Origin of the sequence: Streptomyces griseobrunneus (assembly GCF_046713465.1) — a bacterium.
Classification (GTDB): domain Bacteria; phylum Actinomycetota; class Actinomycetes; order Streptomycetales; family Streptomycetaceae; genus Streptomyces; species Streptomyces microflavus.
Window position 1 is genome coordinate 6,281,602 of record NZ_CP177080.1, and the last position, 17,309, is coordinate 6,298,910.

The 17,309-nt window shown below is 72.0% G+C and carries 15 protein-coding genes; 9 read left to right on the top strand and 6 right to left on the bottom strand.

The features are described from left to right. Nucleotides 1-64 precede the first annotated feature (64 nt). Nucleotides 65-2,776 (top strand): DNA polymerase I, encoded by a 2,712-nt coding sequence (gene polA / locus ACK8N7_RS28575; RefSeq protein WP_403217909.1) that lies wholly within the window; start codon nt 65-67, stop codon nt 2,774-2,776. A 60-nt stretch (nt 2,777-2,836) separates the two neighbouring features. Here the strand turns inward: polA and ACK8N7_RS28580 are convergent, their stop codons facing one another. Further along, entirely contained in the window at nt 2,837-3,721 is an 885-nt protein-coding gene (locus ACK8N7_RS28580; protein ID WP_403217910.1) for a DUF4184 family protein, read from the bottom strand. A 201-nt stretch (nt 3,722-3,922) separates the two neighbouring features. On the opposite strand from ACK8N7_RS28580, the gene ACK8N7_RS28585 reads away from it, so the two are divergent. The 3 genes from ACK8N7_RS28585 to pgfA all read left to right on the top strand — a co-directional run bounded on the left by ACK8N7_RS28585 (nt 3,923) and on the right by pgfA (nt 6,906). After that, complete coding sequence (locus ACK8N7_RS28585; protein ID WP_500444479.1) at nt 3,923-5,638, top strand: lytic murein transglycosylase; 1,716 nt, start codon at nt 3,923-3,925, stop codon at nt 5,636-5,638. A 133-nt stretch (nt 5,639-5,771) separates the two neighbouring features. Beyond that, nucleotides 5,772-5,909 carry an SPW_0924 family protein gene (locus ACK8N7_RS28590; protein WP_403217912.1) on the top strand — a complete coding sequence of 46 codons (138 nt, stop codon included), beginning with the start codon at nt 5,772-5,774 and terminating at the stop codon, nt 5,907-5,909. Between the two features lie 25 nt (nt 5,910-5,934). Next, nucleotides 5,935-6,906 (top strand): cell envelope lipid trafficking protein PgfA, encoded by a 972-nt coding sequence (gene pgfA, locus ACK8N7_RS28595; RefSeq protein WP_500444480.1) that lies wholly within the window; start codon nt 5,935-5,937, stop codon nt 6,904-6,906. Here pgfA and hrpB read toward each other — a convergent pair. Together hrpB and ACK8N7_RS28605 are read right to left on the bottom strand one after the other, a co-directional pair. Then, on the bottom strand, nt 6,887-9,430 hold the full coding sequence (hrpB, locus tag ACK8N7_RS28600) for an ATP-dependent helicase HrpB (RefSeq protein ID WP_500444481.1): 2,544 nt from the start codon (nt 9,428-9,430) through the stop codon (nt 6,887-6,889). The two genes, pgfA and hrpB, sit on opposite strands and share 20 nt — an antisense overlap. 56 nt (nt 9,431-9,486) lie before the next feature. Beyond that, nucleotides 9,487-10,326 carry a class I SAM-dependent methyltransferase gene (locus tag ACK8N7_RS28605; protein ID WP_403217915.1) on the bottom strand — a complete coding sequence of 280 codons (840 nt, stop codon included), beginning with the start codon at nt 10,324-10,326 and terminating at the stop codon, nt 9,487-9,489. 434 nt (nt 10,327-10,760) lie between these two features. Between ACK8N7_RS28605 and rpsA the strand changes: the two genes are divergently transcribed. Further along, nucleotides 10,761-12,278, top strand: coding sequence for a 30S ribosomal protein S1 (rpsA, locus tag ACK8N7_RS28610; RefSeq protein ID WP_403217916.1), 1,518 nt, complete (start codon nt 10,761-10,763; stop codon nt 12,276-12,278). Between the two features lie 101 nt (nt 12,279-12,379). Here rpsA and ACK8N7_RS28615 read toward each other — a convergent pair whose 3' ends face one another. Next, a complete protein-coding gene (locus ACK8N7_RS28615; protein ID WP_403217917.1) occupies nt 12,380-13,357 on the bottom strand; it encodes a right-handed parallel beta-helix repeat-containing protein in 978 nt (325 codons plus the stop codon). 225 nt (nt 13,358-13,582) lie between these two features. Here ACK8N7_RS28615 and ACK8N7_RS28620 point away from each other — a divergent pair, with 225 nt between their 5' ends. From ACK8N7_RS28620 to ACK8N7_RS28630, 3 genes are all read left to right on the top strand, one after another. After that, entirely contained in the window at nt 13,583-14,521 is a 939-nt protein-coding gene (locus ACK8N7_RS28620; protein ID WP_015607883.1) for a PAC2 family protein, read from the top strand. 85 nt (nt 14,522-14,606) lie between these two features. Beyond that, nucleotides 14,607-15,215, top strand: coding sequence for a dephospho-CoA kinase (coaE, locus tag ACK8N7_RS28625; protein WP_403217918.1), 609 nt, complete (start codon nt 14,607-14,609; stop codon nt 15,213-15,215). A 101-nt stretch (nt 15,216-15,316) separates the two neighbouring features. Then, nucleotides 15,317-15,685, top strand: a complete 369-nt coding sequence (locus tag ACK8N7_RS28630) for a tetratricopeptide repeat protein (protein ID WP_403217919.1) — start codon at nt 15,317-15,319, stop codon at nt 15,683-15,685. A gap of 21 nt (nt 15,686-15,706) precedes the next feature. Here ACK8N7_RS28630 and ACK8N7_RS28635 read toward each other — a convergent pair whose 3' ends face one another. Next, nucleotides 15,707-16,039: a DUF6343 family protein gene (locus ACK8N7_RS28635; protein WP_403217920.1), complete on the bottom strand. Its 333-nt coding sequence runs from the start codon at nt 16,037-16,039 to the stop codon at nt 15,707-15,709. Nucleotides 16,040-16,095: 56 nt separating this feature from the next. Between ACK8N7_RS28635 and ACK8N7_RS28640 the strand changes: the two genes are divergently transcribed. Next, on the top strand, nt 16,096-16,794 hold the full coding sequence (locus ACK8N7_RS28640; protein WP_403217921.1) for a class I SAM-dependent methyltransferase: 699 nt from the start codon (nt 16,096-16,098) through the stop codon (nt 16,792-16,794). Nucleotides 16,795-16,821: 27 nt separating this feature from the next. Here ACK8N7_RS28640 and ACK8N7_RS28645 read toward each other — a convergent pair whose 3' ends face one another. Beyond that, nucleotides 16,822-17,178: a hypothetical protein gene (locus ACK8N7_RS28645; protein WP_500444482.1), complete on the bottom strand. Its 357-nt coding sequence runs from the start codon at nt 17,176-17,178 to the stop codon at nt 16,822-16,824. Nucleotides 17,179-17,309: the final 131 nt, after the last annotated feature.

Sequence of the window (17,309 nt, forward strand, 5' to 3'; positions counted from 1 at the left end):
CTGTCACGGTCACGCAAGGCCGTGCCGGTCCGGATTGTCAGTGGGGCGTGGCAGGATCGGGGGCGTGGCTGAGACGGCATCGAAGAAGACGGCAGACAACCGACCGCGCCTGCTCCTCATGGACGGGCACTCCCTGGCGTACCGGGCGTTCTTCGCCCTGCCCGCGGAGAATTTCACGACGGCGGTGGGGCAGCCGACGAACGCCGTGTACGGCTTCATGTCGATGCTGGCGAACACCCTGCGTGACGAGGCGCCCACGCACTTCGCGGTCGCGTTCGACGTGTCCCGCAAGACCTGGCGTGCGCAGGAGTTCCCGGAGTACAAGGCGAACCGCTCCAAGACCCCCGACGAGTTCAAGGGGCAGGTCGAGCTGATCGGCGAGCTGCTGGACGCGATGCACGCGGACCGGTTCGCGGTGGACGGGTTCGAGGCGGACGACGTCATCGCGACGCTGGCGACCCAGGCCGAGGCGGCCGGGTTCGAGGTGCTGATCGTCACCGGTGACCGGGACTCCTTCCAGCTGATCACGGAGAACGTGACCGTGCTGTACCCCACCAAGGGGGTCTCCGAGCTGACCCGGTTCACCCCGGAGAAGGTCGTCGAGAAGTACGGACTGACCCCGCAGCAGTATCCGGACTTCGCCGCGCTGCGCGGCGACCCGTCGGACAACCTGCCGGGCATCCCCGGCGTCGGTGAGAAGACGGCCGCGAAGTGGATCAACCAGTTCGGTTCGTTCGCGGAGCTGGTGGAGCGGGCCGACGAGGTCAAGGGCAAGGCCGGGCAGAATTTCCGGGATCACCTGGACGCGGTGAAGATGAACCGGGTCCTGACCGAGATGGTCCGGGACGTGGAGCTGCCGAAGTCCCCGGCCGAGCTGGAGCGCGCTCCGTACGACCGCACGGCGGTCACCGGTGTCCTGGACATCCTGGAGATCCGCAACCCGAGCCTGCGTGAGCGTCTTCTCGCCGTCGACCCGGGTGCGGCGGAGGCCGAGCCGCCCGCGCCCGCCGCCGGGATCGAGCTGGACGGGGTGGTGCTCGGCTCGGGTGAGGTCTCCCCGTGGCTGGAGGCGCACGGCGCGCAGCCGCTCGGCGTGATGACCGTCGACACCTGGTCGCTGGGCGCCGGCACGGTCACCGAGGTCGCGCTCGCCGCCGCCGACGGGGCCGCCGCCTGGCTGGACCCGACGCAGCTGGAGGAGGCCGACGAGCGGGCGTTCGCCGCCTGGGTGTCGGACCCGGAGCGGCCCAAGGTCCTGCACAACGCGAAGAACGTGATGCGGGTCTTCCCCGAGCACGGCTGGCAGCTCGAAGGCGTCGCGATGGACACCGCGCTCGCCGCGTATCTGGTGAAGCCGGGCCGCCGCTCCTTCGCCCTGGACGCGCTGGCCGTGGAGTATCTGGGCCGCGAGCTGGCCCCGGCCGCCGCCTCCGACGGGCAGCTGGCCTTCGGCGCGGACGACCGGGCCGAGGCGGACGCCCTGATGGCGCAGGCCCGCGCGGTGCTGGACCTGGGTGACGCGTTCACCACCCGCCTGAAGGAGGTCAATGCCACCGAGCTGCTCCATGACATGGAGCTGCCGACCTCGATCCTCCTGGCCCGTCTCGAGCGGCACGGGATCGCTGCGGACCGGGCCCATCTGGAGTCCATGGAGGAGCAGTTCGCCGGGACCGTGCAGCAGGCGGTGAAGGAGGCGCACGCGGCGGTGGGCCGGGAGTTCAACCTCGGTTCGCCCAAGCAGCTCCAGGAGATCCTCTTCGGTGAGCTGGGCCTGCCGAAGACGAAGAAGACCAAGACCGGATACACGACGGACGCGGACGCGCTGGCCTGGCTGGCCGCGCAGACCGAGCACGAGCTGCCGGTCCTGATGCTGCGCCACCGCGAGCAGGCGAAGTTGCGGGTCACGGTCGAGGGCCTGATCAAGACGATCTCGGCCGACGGCCGGATCCACACCACGTTCAACCAGACGGTGGCGGCGACCGGCCGGCTCTCCTCCACCGACCCCAACCTGCAGAACATCCCCGTCCGCACGGACGAGGGGCGGGCGATCCGCCGGGGCTTCGTCGTCGGCGAGGGCTTCGAGACGCTGATGACGGCGGACTACAGCCAGATCGAGCTGCGGGTGATGGCGCACCTCTCCGAGGACGCCGGTCTCATCGAGGCGTTCGCCTCCGGCGAGGACCTGCACACCACGGTCGCCTCGCAGGTCTTCGGCGTCGAGAAGAGCGCTGTCGACGCGGAGATGCGCCGCAAGATCAAGGCCATGTCGTACGGACTGGCCTACGGTCTCTCCGCGTTCGGGCTCTCCCAGCAGCTGAACATCGACCCGGCCGAGGCCCGGGTGCTGATGGACACCTACTTCGAGCGGTTCGGCGGGGTCCGGGACTATCTCCACCGGGTCGTCGAGGAGGCGCGGGCCACCGGGTACACGGAGACGATCCTCGGCCGCCGCCGCTATCTCCCCGACCTGAACAGCGACAACCGCCAGCGCCGCGAGGCCGCCGAGCGGATGGCGCTCAACGCCCCGATCCAGGGCACCGCCGCGGACATCGTGAAGGTGGCGATGCTGCGGGTGGACCGGGCGCTGCGGGAGGCGGAGCTGACCTCGCGGATGCTGCTCCAGGTCCACGACGAAATCGTGCTGGAGATCGCGAAGGGCGAGCGGAAGCAGGTGGAGCAGATCCTGCGCCACGAGATGGCGAACGCGGTCGAGCTGCGCGCCCCGCTGGACGTCTCGGTCGGCGTCGGCGAGGACTGGGAGTCGGCGGCCCACTGAGCCAGGGGAAACGGTAAGGGCCCGGAACCGCATCGCGGTCCCGGGCCCTTACCCGTGCGGCTACTCCCGGCCGGCGGACGCTCCCGTACGGGACTCCTGCGCCCCGGGCACCCGCCCCGGGCCGTCGTCCGCCGGCCGCCGCCTGCGCGGCACCCGCATCCACACCCCGTACAGCAGCAGTCCGGCTGCAAGTCCCGCGCCCGCGCCGAAGCAGGCGGTCGGGATGATGTCGAGCGGGTTCTCGATGCGCCCGAAGCGGGCGTACCAGCGCAGGCACCGGTGGACGACGCCCAGCACCACGCAGCCGGCCAGCAGCCCGAGCGCGCCCCACCGTTCGCCCCGGCCGAGCGACGGGAGTGCCGGGGGCACCGGCACCGGGGCGTCGGCGGTGCGCCGCAGCCCGGTGGCGACGAACCAGCCGAGCGCCACCAGCGCCAGCGCCGAGCTGCCGTACTGCGCGAACTGGTAGAGCGGGAAGCCGCCGACGCTCCGGTTGAGGAACGGCAGCAACTCCGTGCCCCACCGGCTGTGATGGGTGAACGCGTCCCACACCACATGCGTGGCCGCACCGAGTGCGGCGGACCGCACGAACCACAGCCAGGCGGACGGCCCGAACGATTCCCGGGTCCACCGCTGTCCCCGTACGAAGGTGTGGACGCGGCCCCGTACCCGTACCGGAAGCAGTGCCACCAGCGGCTCGCGCAGCGCCGCCCACACCGCCACCAGCACGGCCGCGATCAGCACGTTCACGGTGACCACACCGAGGAAGGTGTGCGTGAAGTCGCCGAACTCCATGGCCCCGGGGATCACCGTGTCCGCGAAGTAGGTGACGTCGGGCGCGAACGAACCGGCGACGAGCGCCGAGGGGAACAGCCCCCAGCGGGCGGTCCCGTTCCGGCGGACCGCCGGGAGCACGGCGGCGGCATGGCTGAGGGTGAACGGCATGGCGGCAAGTATGCGCGAACGTCAGGTACGGCACGTCAGGGCACCCTCCGTTGCCCTCCCGGACCACGTGTGTGCGGGAACGTGAAAAAACAGTAAGAAGCGGTCAGGGTGCGGTGCCCGGGCGTCATGAGGTGCCGTAGGGTCGCTTGAGTCTTGCGCTGGGGAGCGCGAGCAGCCTTCGAGGGGGAGGGACCGGAACGTATGGCAGCGCACATTCGACGACGTCTGCGCAAGGGGGCCACGACCACCGCGGTGGCGGCGGCCGCCGTGGCGGCGCTCGCGGCTTCCCAGGCCCCCGCGGCCCCGCTGACCGAAGGGTCCACGGGCGGCGACCAGCAGACCGCCGGCGGTGAGTCGGGCGGCCCGGAGGACGATGCCGCCACGGGCAACTCGCCGTACTACACCGACCTTCCGCCCCTCGTCACGCCCGACCGGCCCGGTTCGTCCAGTAATCTCCCGGCCGCGACCGGCAGTGCGGAAGCGGGCATTCCGGCGTCGATCCTGGCCGCGTACAAGCAGGCCGAGCGGACCGTGGCGGGCACCGACCCGGCCTGCCGGCTGCCCTGGCAGCTCCTCGCCGCGATCGGCAAGGTCGAGTCCGGCCAGGCCCGCGGCGGCCGGGTCGACGCGAACGGCACCACCCTTTCCCCGATCCTCGGCCCGGCCCTCAACGGCCAGGGCTTCGCGCTGATCAAGGACACCGACGGCGGGGCGTACGACAGCGACGCCGTCCACGACCGCGCGGTCGGCCCGATGCAGTTCATCCCGTCCACCTGGGCCACCTGGGGCCAGGACGCGAACGGCGACGGCAGCAAGGACCCCAACAACATCTACGACGCGGCGCTCGCCGCCGGGCGCTACCTCTGCGCGGGCGGCCGGGACCTCGCCGTCGCGGCCGATCTCGACCGGGCCGTCCTGAGCTACAACCAGTCGACGGAGTACCTGCGTACGGTCCGCTCCTGGTTCGCGTACTACCAGCGCGGCACGCACGAGGTGCCCGACGGCAGCGGAATCCTCCCCACCTCGCCCAGCACCCCGACGCCGAGCCCCACCCCCGGCGGGACGACGAGCCCGACGCCGACCCCGTCCCCCTCCGAGCCCGGCGGTACGAAGCCGAGCCCCGGCCCCTCGAAGCCCGGCGGCGGCTCCAGCCCGACCCCGAAGCCCACGCCGACGCCGACCCCCACACCGACCCCGACCCCGTCTCCGTCCGAGACCTTCGGCTCCCTGGAGAACGCCGGCACCGGGCCCCTCACCGCCACCGCGGGCGGGACGTTCGACGAGCGGGTCTCCGTCCGCGCCCGCAACGCACTCGGCGCGGCGATGGCCAAGGTGCCCGTCACCTTCACCGTCACCGGGTCCACCGGCACGCTCTTCGAGGGCGGCAGGAAGACGGTCACGGTCCTCAGCAAGGCCGACGGCACCGCCACCGCACCGGCGCTCAAGGCGGGCGAGAAGTCCGGCGACTTCACCGTGACCGCCACGGCGGGCACCACCCGGCCGCGCACCCTGACGTACGCGGCCAGCGTCACCGCCCGCCAGGCCGACGCGATCATACGGACCGGCGACAAGGCGCTCGTCGCGGCGCCCGGCGAGAAGTTCGCGGACGCGGTCACCCTCAAGGCCACCTACAAGGGCGCCGCAGCCGCCGGAGTGGCCGTCACCGCCACGCTGGTCGCGGATGCCGACAAGCCCGTCGAGAACGACAAGGGCCCGCACTTCAAGGACGCGGCGGGCAAGCCGCTGCGCACCCTGGCCCTCACGACGGACGCCGACGGCCTGCTCCAGCTCCCGGACCTCTTCGCCGACGAGAACCCGGGCACGTACCAGCTGGTGCTGACCGCCGAGGGCGGCGCCACGGTCGTCGTCGAGCTCTCCGTGGAAGCGGCCGAGGAGACGGCGCCCCCCGAGGCCTGACCCGCCCGCTCTCCCGACAGCCCCCGCACCCACCCGGTGCGGGGGCTGTCCGCTCTGTTCTCATCTCGCGCCCGGGTTGCTACGGTGCCCCAGCCCTGACGCTCCATCAGATCACCGTCCCGGGAGGCCGAGCATGCGTGCCCTCGCCGCCGCCGCCATCGGACTGGCCGCCGCCCTCGCGCTCGCGTTCACGATCTCCGCCGTGGGCTCCCCGCCGGGCGAGACCTCACCGAAACCCCTGCTCACCACCGTCCCGGGCCCCAAGAGGTAACACCGCAGAGGGAGAGGTCACCACCATGCGCCGCCGAGCCGGTCTCGTACTCCTGGCCTTCGCCGTCTTCTTCGCCGCCCTGTCGCCGCTGCTGCGCTGGTACGCCTTCCCCCGTCTGGCCAAGGTCCCGCCGAACCAGTACCAGGAAGTCGTGCTGGAGGCGAAGCCCGCGACCCTCCTCGACTACACGACCCTCAAGGCGAAGGAGGTCGAGAAGGTCACCATCGTCCAGACGCTCAAGGGCAACGTGGAGGAGTCCGAGAAGATCGAACGCAGCGCCGGGCGGGACGTCGTCGTCTGGGACGCGCTCTCCTACATCGAGGGCCCCGACGGCAGGATGGTCTCCGAGATCCCCGAGCGCTACATCTTCGACGCCCACACCCAGGCCCCCGTCAACGCCACCGGTGAGATGGTCGACGGCGACCCGGTCCGCCGCAAGGGCATCGAGTTCAAGTGGCCCTTCCTCACGGAGAAGCGGGACTACGAGTACTTCGACGCCCAGAGCCGCACCACCGCCCCCATCCACTACCGGGGCACCCGCACCTTCCGCGGCCTGGAGGTCTACTACTTCGAGCAGACGATCCCGTGGACCAAGGTCCCGATGCCGAAGAAGATGCCCATCGAGGGCGTCACCGCCGAGCAGATCACGCGGACCGGCATCACCCGCTGGTACACCACGAAGCGCATGTTCTGGGTCGACCCCGTCACCGGTGCCCCGGTCAACGGCGAGGAGATCCACCGGGAGGAGCTGCGCAACGCCAAGAAGATGGGCATGTCCAAGGACACCGTCACCGCGTTCTCCGGCCATGTGAAGATGCGCGAGGACTACATCGTGGACACCGTCGGCCTGGTGAAGTCCCAGCGCGGCCTGGTCCTCCTCCTCACCTCCTACCTGCCCTGGGGCTTCCTGGGCCTCGGCATCGGCCTGCTCGCACTGGCCCTGTGGCTGGAGGCGAGATCGCGGCGGCCGGAGGCTTCTAGCGGCTCTGCCGCTTGAGCCTGGCCGAGGTGTACCGCGTCGCCTGTACGGTCGTGGGATCCTCCGGCCACGGGTGCTTCGGGTAGCGGCCGCGCAGCTCCGCCCGTACGGCCTTGTACCCCTCCTGCCAGAACGACGCCAGGTCGGCGGTGACGGCCGCGGGCCGGCCGGCGGGGGAGAGCAGATGGACCAGGACCGGCACCCCGGCCACCCGGGGCGTCTCCCGCAGCCCGAACAACTCCTGGAGCTTCACCGCCAGTACGGGCTGCTCACCGCCGTACTCGACCCGGATCCGGGAACCGCTCGGCACCTCGATCCGCTCCGGCGCCAGCTCGTCCAGCCGTACCGCCTCACCCGTCGCCCACGGCAGCAGCCGGCGCAGCGCCTGGCCCGCGTCGATCCGGCCCAGGTCCGAGCGGCGCCGGGCCCGCGAAAGCTCCGGCTCCAGCCACGCCCCGGTCTCCGCCAGCAGCGCCTCGTCCGAGACGTCCGGCCACGGCGCGCCCAGCACCCGGTGCAGGAACGCCAGGCGCAGCCGGAACTGCTCACTGTCCCGGGTCCACCGCAGCAGCCCGAGCCCCTCCCGGCCGAGCCCCTCCACCAGGGCCCCGCGCACCAGCTCCGGATCCGGCTGCTTCAGCGGCCGCACCGACAGCTCCACCGCCCCCACCCGGTCCACCGACCGGGCCACCACCTCGCCGTCCACCCAGCGGACCTCCTCGCCGCGCACCCGCAGATGGCCGGCGGCCAGGAGCGCGGTGGGCTCGTCGACCACCGCCGCCAGCCGCACCCGGGCGGAGGCCGCGTGGGAGGGCCGGTCCGCGACGGCGACGGCCAGCCAGGGTGCGCTGCGCAGCCGCGACCCGTCCCGCAGCTCCGCGCCGGTCCCCGACACCATGAGGAAGGCCCCGTCGCCCCGGGCCCGCGCCACCCGCTCGGGGAACGCCAGCGCGGCGACCAGCCCCACGACGGCGTCATCGGAGCCACCGTCCTTGGTGCCCCCGGAACCCGAGCCCCCGGAACCCGAGCCCCCGGAATCGGATCCCAGCGACGACGACAGCCGCCGCACCTCCTGCTTCCACCGCGCCGCGTACCCGTCCTGACCCCGGCGGGCGGTCCGCAGCGCCGCCGCGAGATCGTCCCCGTACTCCCTCGGCGGCTCCTCGCTGAGCAGGGCCACCACCTCCGCGGCCCGCCGCGCCCCGGCCTCCTTCGCACCGTCCAGCAGGGCGCGGGCCAGCCGGGGGTGCAGCCCGAGCCGGGACATCCGTACGCCGCGTGTCGTGACCCGGCCCTCCGCGTCCACCGCGCCGATCGCCTCCAGCACCTCGCGGGCGGCGCTCATCGCCCCGGCGGGCGGCGGGTCCAGCAGCGCCAGCGAGGAGGCGCCCGGGTCGCCCCAGCACGCCGCCTGGAGCGCGAACGCCGCGAGGTCGGCGACCTTGATCTCGGGGGAGGGGAAGCGCGCGAGCCGCCCGTCCTCGGCCTGCTCCCAGCACCGGTACACCGCCCCCGGCGCCTCCCGCCCCGCCCGGCCGGCACGCTGCCGCCCGGCCGCCTGCGAGGCCCGGACGGTGGTCAGGGCGCTGAGGCCCCGGGCATGGTCGGTACGGGGTTCCCTGGCGAGGCCCGAGTCGACGACGACCCGCACACCGGGCACGGTCAGGGACGACTCCGCCACCGAGGTCGCCAGGATCACCCGCCGCCCCCCGGAGGACCCGGCGAGCACCGCGTCCTGCACCGCGGCCGGGGCGCGCCCGTGGACCTGGAGCACCTCGGAGTCCGCCCCGGCGAGCTGCCCGGCCACCCGCCCGATCTCCCCGACGCCGGGCAGGAAGCAGAGCACGTCCCCCTCCCGCTCCGCGAGGGCCCGCCGGACGGTGGCGGCCACATGCGTGAGCAGCGCCGGGTCGACGCGCATCCCGTGCGGTGGCTTGACCGGACGGGCGGGCGGCGCCCAGACCACCTCCACCGGATACGAGACGCCCTGCGCCTCGACCACCGGGGCGTCGCCCAGCAGCCTCGCCCACCCCTCCGCGTCCGTCGTCGCTGAGGCCGCCACCAGCCGCAGATCGGGCCGGATCGCCTCCCGTACGTCCAGGAGGAAGGCGGCCACCGTGTCCGCGTCCAGATGGCGCTCGTGGCACTCGTCGATGATCACCACGTCGACCCCGGCCAGCTCCTGGTCGCGCTGGAGCCGCTGGAGCAGCACCCCGGTCGTCACGACCTCGACCACCGTGTCCCGCCCCACCACGCGCTCGCCGCGCACGGTGAAGCCGATCCGCCCGCCCGGCTGCTCGCCCAGCAGCCACGCCATGCGCCGCGCCGCCGCCCGTGCGGCGATGCGGCGCGGCTCGGCGACCACGACCCGGCGCACCGGGCCCTCGCCGGTCAGCCCGCCCAGGACCAGCGGTACGAGAGTCGTCTTGCCGGTGCCGGGCGGGGCGCAGAGGACGGCGACGCCCCGGTCGTCGAGCGCACGCCGGAGGGCGGGCACGGCGGTGCGGACGGGCAGCAGGTCCAGGGCTTCGGTGCGGATCACGCCCCCAGTGTCGTACGGGCGCTTCCGTCTGCGAACGGTCAGTCCCGCTCGCAGACTCAGTCCCGCTCGCAGACGAAGATCGCCGTGCCCGGGATCAGGTTGCCGCGCAGCGGGGACCAGCCGCCCCACTCCTGGTTGTTCCACGCGGGCCACTCCGGTTCGACCAGGTCGACCAGGCGGAACCCGCCCGCCACCACGTCCCGGACCCGGTCACCGAGCGTGCGGTGGTGCTCCACGTAGACGGCGTCGCCCTGTTCGTCCTGCTCGACATAGGGGACGCGGTCGAAGTAGGAGGCGGCGACGGAGAGGCCCTCGGGCCCCGGCTCGTCCGGGAACGCCCACCGGATCGGGTGCGTCACGGAGAAGACCCAGCGCCCGCCGGGCCGCAGCACACGGTGGACCTCGCGGAAGACCTGCACGGGGTCGGCGACGAACGGCACCGCCCCGTACGCGGAGCAGGCCAGGTCGAAGGAGCCGTCCCGGAACGGGAGCCGGCCCGCGTCCGCCTCGACGAGCGGAATGCCCTCCCCGATCCGCAGGGCGTGCTGGAGCTGGCGGTGGGAGAGGTCGAGCGCGACCGGGCGGGCGCCCTGTGCGGCCAGCCAGCGCGAGCACTGCGCGGCCCCGGCGCCGATCTCCAGGACGTCGAGGCTTTTGAGGGAGGCGGACGGCCCCAGCAGGGCGGCCTCCGCCTCGTCGAGCCCTTCCGGTCCCCAGACGAAGCGGTCGTCCCCCAGGAAGCCGCCGTGATCGCTCTGGTACTCGTCCGCGTTCCGGTCCCACCACCCCCGGCTGGCCCGGCTGCTCTCGCCCTCGTCCGCCGCGCGGCGGGTCGCTTCGGGTTCTGCGGGTTCCGCGGGTTCGTCGGAGTGGGTTCCGTGGATCTCTTGGCTCATCGTGCCCGTCGTTGTAGTTTGCCTTCACTCGCCGCACGCGGTACGTACCAGAGGTGGTACCGGGATACGGACGCGTGCGCGCGACGCCTTGCCGCACTGCCGTATTGTGTTCGGGTCGATCGGCCCGAACGCGCCTCGGAGAACAGGAGTTGCTCCGGTACAGGGCCGATGAGGGGCCGTTGTGTCCCCGGTTCGCGCCTGCGCGCATTGACCCTGTCCGGCTGCCCCCGTATGCTACAAGTTGCGCTGCGAGCCTGCGCGCCTCAGACCTAGCAGGCCGCGCTCGCGTCTGTTGCATGCCCCCTCGGTTGTCGAGGCGTCTCTCCGGAAACGGATTGCGCGCTTTCCAGGCTGTCCGGCTTCTGCAGAGGCGATACGGGCTTTCGGCGTAGCAGTACCTACGACTCTCTGTCCGTACCGGAGCCCTTTCCCACATGACGAGCAGCACCGAGACCACCGCCACCACTCCGCAGGTTGCGGTCAACGACATCGGCGACGCGGACGCGTTCCTCGCGGCGATCGACGCGACGATCAAGTACTTCAACGACGGCGACATCGTTGACGGAATCATCGTCAAGGTTGACCGGGACGAAGTTCTCCTCGACATCGGTTACAAGACCGAAGGTGTCATCCCGAGCCGCGAGCTCTCGATCAAGCACGACGTCGACCCGAACGAGGTCGTCAAGGTCGGCGACGAGATCGAGGCCCTGGTTCTCCAGAAGGAGGACAAGGAAGGCCGCCTGATCCTCTCGAAGAAGCGCGCTCAGTACGAGCGTGCCTGGGGCACCATCGAGAAGATCAAGGAAGAAGACGGCATCGTCACCGGTACCGTCATCGAGGTCGTCAAGGGTGGTCTCATCCTCGACATCGGCCTCCGTGGCTTCCTCCCGGCGTCGCTCGTCGAGATGCGTCGCGTCCGCGACCTCCAGCCCTACGTGGGCAAGGAGCTCGAGGCCAAGATCATCGAGCTGGACAAGAACCGCAACAACGTGGTCCTGTCCCGCCGTGCCTGGCTCGAGCAGACCCAGTCCGAGGTTCGCCAGACGTTCCTCACCACCCTGCAGAAGGGTCAGGTCCGCTCCGGCGTCGTCTCCTCGATCGTCAACTTCGGTGCCTTCGTGGACCTGGGTGGCGTCGACGGTCTCGTGCACGTCTCCGAGCTCTCCTGGAAGCACATCGACCACCCCTCCGAGGTTGTCGAGGTCGGCCAGGAAGTCACCGTCGAGGTCCTCGACGTCGACATGGACCGCGAGCGCGTCTCCCTGTCGCTCAAGGCGACGCAGGAAGACCCGTGGCAGCAGTTCGCCCGGACGCACCAGATCGGTCAGGTCGTCCCGGGTAAGGTCACGAAGCTCGTTCCGTTCGGCGCGTTCGTCCGCGTCGACGAGGGCATCGAGGGTCTGGTCCACATCTCCGAGCTGGCCGAGCGCCACGTGGAGATCCCGGAGCAGGTCGTCCAGGTCAACGACGAGATCTTCGTCAAGGTCATCGACATCGACCTCGAGCGCCGCCGCATCAGCCTCTCGCTGAAGCAGGCCAACGAGTCCTTCGGTGGCGACCCGGCCTCGGTCGAGTTCGACCCGACGCTGTACGGCATGGCCGCGTCGTACGACGACCAGGGCAACTACATCTACCCCGAGGGCTTCGACCCCGAGACCAACGACTGGCTCGAGGGCTTCGAGGCGCAGCGCGAGGTCTGGGAGACCCAGTACGCCGAGGCGCAGACGCGCTTCGAGCAGCACCAGGCCCAGGTCATCAAGTCCCGCGAGGCCGACGAGGCTGCTGCGGCCGAGGGCGCTGCTGCCCCGGCCGGCGCTGCTCCGGCCGCCTCCGGCGGCAGCGGTGGCGGCGGCGGCTCGTACTCCTCGGAGTCGGCGGACAACTCCGGCGCCCTGGCGTCGGACGAGGCCCTTGCCGCCCTGCGCGAGAAGCTGGCGGGCGGCCAGAGCTGACGCTCCGACCCCTGACAGCTCATCGGCTGCGGTAAAGCTGTAGAGCACTGAGTGAGGCCCGTCCCCTTCGGGGGGCGGGCCTCACCCATGTGTTCAGCCCGTCATGGCGTGACGGTGATGTTGGTCAGCCCCCTGCCGCCGGTGACGGTGTTGCTCGCGTACACCGTGGTGCGGCAGTTGGCGCTGTTGTTGGTGACGTTGACGGCGAGCTGCCGGTCGCCGGTGGCGCCGGACAGGTTCGAGGTGTTGCCGCGGAAGACGGTGCCGCAGCCCCAGCCGCTCTGCTGGGTGTGGGTCTCGTAGCCGTTGTTGGTGGTACGGGTCCCTCTGTTGCCCTCCACCAGCACGTTGTTGCCCTTCACGTCGACCCAGGAGTCGTCGTAGTTGGCGCCGGTGAGCCCGTTGCCGTCGAAGGTGTTGCCGATGATCCGGGCGCCGGTGGTGCCCTCCTTGATGTCGACGTTCTCGCCGCGGACGTCGGGCCCGATCGTGTTGTTGAGGATCTGCGCGTTGTCGCTGCGGTCGGAGAGGTCGTTCGCCGTCCCGACGTAGACGCCCTCGCCCATGCCGCGCCCGTTCTGCCCGGTGTCGTAGATGCGGGAGTTCTTCAGTACGCCGTCCCGGGAGGACTTGCGGAAGTGGACGCCCTCCATGTCGAGGTCGTGGACGGTCACCGAGTCGATGACGACGCCGTTCGCCGCGTCGGTCATGATGCCCTTCTGGCCGCCCTTGACCGTGACCCCCTGGACCGTCCAGTAGGAGGCGCCGTTCAGGTGCAGCCCGTTGCCGCCGCCCGCCGTCAGGACGGCCCTGCTGGAGCCGGTCAGGGTGATCCGGGCGCCGGAGGTGCCGGGCCGGGTGGCCTTGAAGTTCCCGGTGTACGTGCCGTCGGCGAGCCGGATCGTGTCGCCGGGGGAGACCGCTGTGAGCGCCGACTTCAGCTGGGCCGCGGTGGACACGTCGATCACGGCCGCCGCCTTCACGGCTCCGGCGTTCGCGGTCCCGGCGCCGGTCAGGGCCATCCCGCCGGTGGCGAGGGCTGCGGCGAGCAGAACGGTGAACGGAGTGCGGGTGCGCATGGGGGTGCCTTCCCGTCGAAGGGGTCCAGAATGTTCCGGTACATGAATGTGGAATACATCTCTGAACGTGTTGCCCAGTGACGGTAGAGACGGCGGCGGGGCGCGTCAAGGTCTGGACCAATAACTGATGTGCCGTGAAGCTCCGTTGCCGGAAAGTGCGGTCGCGGGGAATGCTCATTGAGCCGACCGCGTTCTTCCCAAGGAACACGAGGAGGAGCGGTAACCGTGCCTGATCCGCAGAGTTTGTACGAATGGGAGCCGAAGGGCCTGGCCGTCGTCGACATGGCGCTGGCCCAGGAGTCGGCCGGCCTGGTCATGCTCTACCACTTCGACGGATACATCGACGCGGGCGAGACCGGCGAGCAGATCGTCGACGGCCTGCTCGAAACGCTGCCCCACCAGGTCGTGGCCCGCTTCGACCACGACCGGCTCGTCGACTACCGCGCACGGCGCCCGCTGCTGACCTTCCGCCGCGACCGCTGGACGTCCTTCGAGGCCCCGACCCTGGAGGTCCGGGTCGTCCAGGACGCCACCGGAGCGCCCTTCCTGCTGCTGTCGGGCCCGGAGCCGGACGTGGAGTGGGAGCGGTTCGCCGCCGCCGTCGAGCAGATCGTCGAGCGCCTCGGCGTACGCCTCACGGTGAACTTCCACGGCATCCCCATGGGCGTCCCGCACACCCGCCCCGTCGGCATCACCCCGCACGGCAACCGCACGGACCTGATGCCGGGCCACCGCAGCCCCTTCGACGAGGCCCAGGTCCCCGGGTCGGCGGAGTCCCTCGTCGAGTACCGGCTGATGGAGTCGGGCCACGACGTCCTCGGGGTGGCCACCCACGTCCCGCACTACGTCGCCCGGTCCGCCTACCCTGACGCGGCCCTGACCGCGCTGGAGGCCATCACCGCCGCGACCGGCCTGGTCCTGCCCGCCCTCGCGCACTCCCTGCGTACCGAGGCCCACCGCACCCAGACCGAGATCGACCGGCAGATCGGCCAGGGCGACGAGGAGCTCGTCTCCCTCGTCGAGGGCCTTGAGCACCAGTACGACGCCGTCGCCGGCTCCGAGACCCGCGGCAACCTCGTCGCCGAACCGGTCGACCTGCCGTCCGCCGACGAGATCGGCCGCGAGTTCGAGCGCTTCCTCGCCGAGCGGGAGGGCGACGGCTGAGCCCCGGGACGGGAGGGAGACGGCTGAACCACCGAGCCGGAGGGTGGCGGCGGGGCGCCCCGGCCGGACCCGTAGGCTGCGGCCCATGCTGAAAGTGGGCCTGACCGGCGGGATCGGCGCCGGCAAGAGCGAAGTGTCACGGCGACTCGTCGAGTACGGCGCCGTGCTGATCGACTCCGACCGGATCGCGCGCGAGGTCGTCGAGCCCGGAACCCCCGGGCTCGCGGCCGTGGTCGAGGAGTTCGGGCCGGACGTCCTGACCGCCGACGGCGCTCTGAACCGCCCGGCGCTCGGCGCGATCGTCTTCGCCGACCCGGACCGCCGCGCCGCGCTGAACGCGATCGTCCACCCTCTGGTCGGCGCCCGCGCCGCCGAGTTGGAGCGGGAGGCCGGCGCGGACGCCGTCGTCGTCCACGACGTACCGCTGCTGGCGGAGAACGCCCTCGCCCCCTTCTACGACCTGGTCGTCGTCGTGGACGCGTCCCCCGAGACCCAACTCGACCGGCTGGTCAACGTGCGGGGGATGACCGAGTCCGACGCCCGCGCCAGGATGGCCGCCCAGGCGACCCGCGAGGAGCGCCTGGCCGTCGCCGATCTGACCGTGGACAACGACGGGCCGCTGGAGGCGCTGGAGCCGCAGGTCCGCGGGGTCTGGGAGGAACTGCTGCGCAGGGCGGCCGCCACCACCAGCTGACCCCGCGCCGGCCGCTCGTACCGACCACCCGTGCCGGCCTCGCCGGAATACCCGCACCGGGGTGGACGTTGGAAACCCGGAGCGAAGGGAAGGATGCGACCGTGCCCGAGAGCAACCCGGAAACCCATGTCATCGACTTCCGCGCGGCCGAGCAACTGCTCGACGCCCGGGACCCCCGGGGCGCGGTCAAACTGCTCGACTCGGTGATCGCCGCCCACCCGGAGAACACCGCCGCCCGGCTGCTGCGGGCCCGCGCCTTCTTCGCGTCCGCCCAACTGCGCCCGGCCGAGCTGGAGTTCGAGCTGGTGCTGGAGCGGGAGCCGGACAACGCCTTCGCCCACTACGCGCTGGCCCGCACCTTCCAGCGGGCGGGCCGCCCGGAACAGGCGATGCGCCACTTCCGGCTCGCGGCCGCGCTCGACCCGAAGCCGGAGTACCTGAAGGCGGCCAGGTTCGACGCCGGAGGCTGAGCTTCCGGCGCCTCCCGGCCGTCACGGCGGTTTCGTACGGTCCCGCGGGTCGGGCCTGCGCCACCGGGGGCGCCCGCCCCGGTCGGGTTCGTACGGGGGCACATCCCGGCCCGGTTGGAAGTGCGCCCCCTGACGCATGCGGTACGTGACCACGCAGAGGTCCAGGACCGTGAGGACCAGGAGCACCGCACAGGCCACCGCCCACCCCGGCCGCCCGGTCAGGGAGAAGGCCAGCAGACCGAAGAGCGCCCAGAACGTCCCCCACAGACTCAGCCAGAACCGCATCCGCAGCGGACTGCGGGCGGTCGCGGGCTCACTGCCGGTACGCATGCCGATCACCTCACCCTCCAGCATGGACCCGCGAGGCCCGCGGCGGGAACCGCGGCCACCGGGCGGCACGTTGGTGCTTCATGGGTGAATCACTGGTTCGTGAGGGTTACGCGGGGACGGGGCCGGGAGCCATCACGCCGGACGGATGCGCCGTCGAGCTCTACCGGAGGCTGTCCGCCGGCGAGGAGCCCGACGTGATCGCGGGGGCCGCCCCCGCCGGCGCGAGCATCCTCGAACTGGGCTGCGGGGCGGGCCGGGTGACACACCCGCTCGTCGAGCGCGGCTTCACCGTGACCGCGGTGGACGAGTCGGCGGAGATGCTGGAACAGATCGTCGGGGCGCGCACGGTGCGCAGCGCCATCGAGACCCTGGACCTCGGCGCCGAGCGTTTCGACGTCGTGCTGCTCGGCTCGTTCCTGGTCCACGCGGGCGAGCACCGGGTGCGGGACGGCATGCTGCGCGTCTGCCGCGCACGGGTGAAGGACGGCGGGATCGTCCTCATCCAGCGCGAGGGCGCGGCACACCGCTCGGAGCTGCCGTGGGAGCGGGTCGATCCGTCCGGCGGCCTGATCCGCATCGTCTCGGCCGAACCGGTGGGGGACGGGGTGCGCTCGGTGCGCGCGGAGTACGACTTCGGCGACGCCCGGTGGACGCAGACGTTCCTGTCGCGGGAGCTGTCCGAACGGCAGCTCGCCGGGCACCTGGAGGCGGCGGGACTCACGGTGGACCGCACCCTCACGGATGACGGGACCTGGCTGCTGGCCCGCCCGGTGCTCTGACGGTCTGCTTCCGTTTGCGCGGTCCGCTCAGTGCACGAAGGTGTAGCTGCGCCACGGCGGGCCGCTCTCGGCCGCCACATCGCTGAACCGGGTGGCCACGTACGCCGCCCCGCGGCCGGTGCAGTCACGGGTGGGGTAGACGACGATGTCGACCAGCGTGCCGTTCTCGATCTCGCGGGCCCCGGCGGGGGCCAGCCGGTGGCAGCCGCGCACCGAGGGGCTGTTCACCTGCACCACCGCCTCGCGGTCGGTCGTGTACGTCACCGGGCCGACCGCGGTGCGGCCCAGGCCGGAGCAGCCCGAGACGGTGAGGGCCAGGAGCGAGGCCGCGGCGACGGCACCCAGACGGCGTCGGCGGCGGGGATCGGGCGCGGTCACGGACATGGGCGGGTCCTCGTCTGCTCGTCCGGTGCTCGTCCGGCTCTCTTCGGTACGCCTCCGGCCCTCATAGGTACGCAGGGGAGACGTGCTGGCGCTGGCCACCCTGCCCGCTCCCCACCGCACCGGCATCCGGT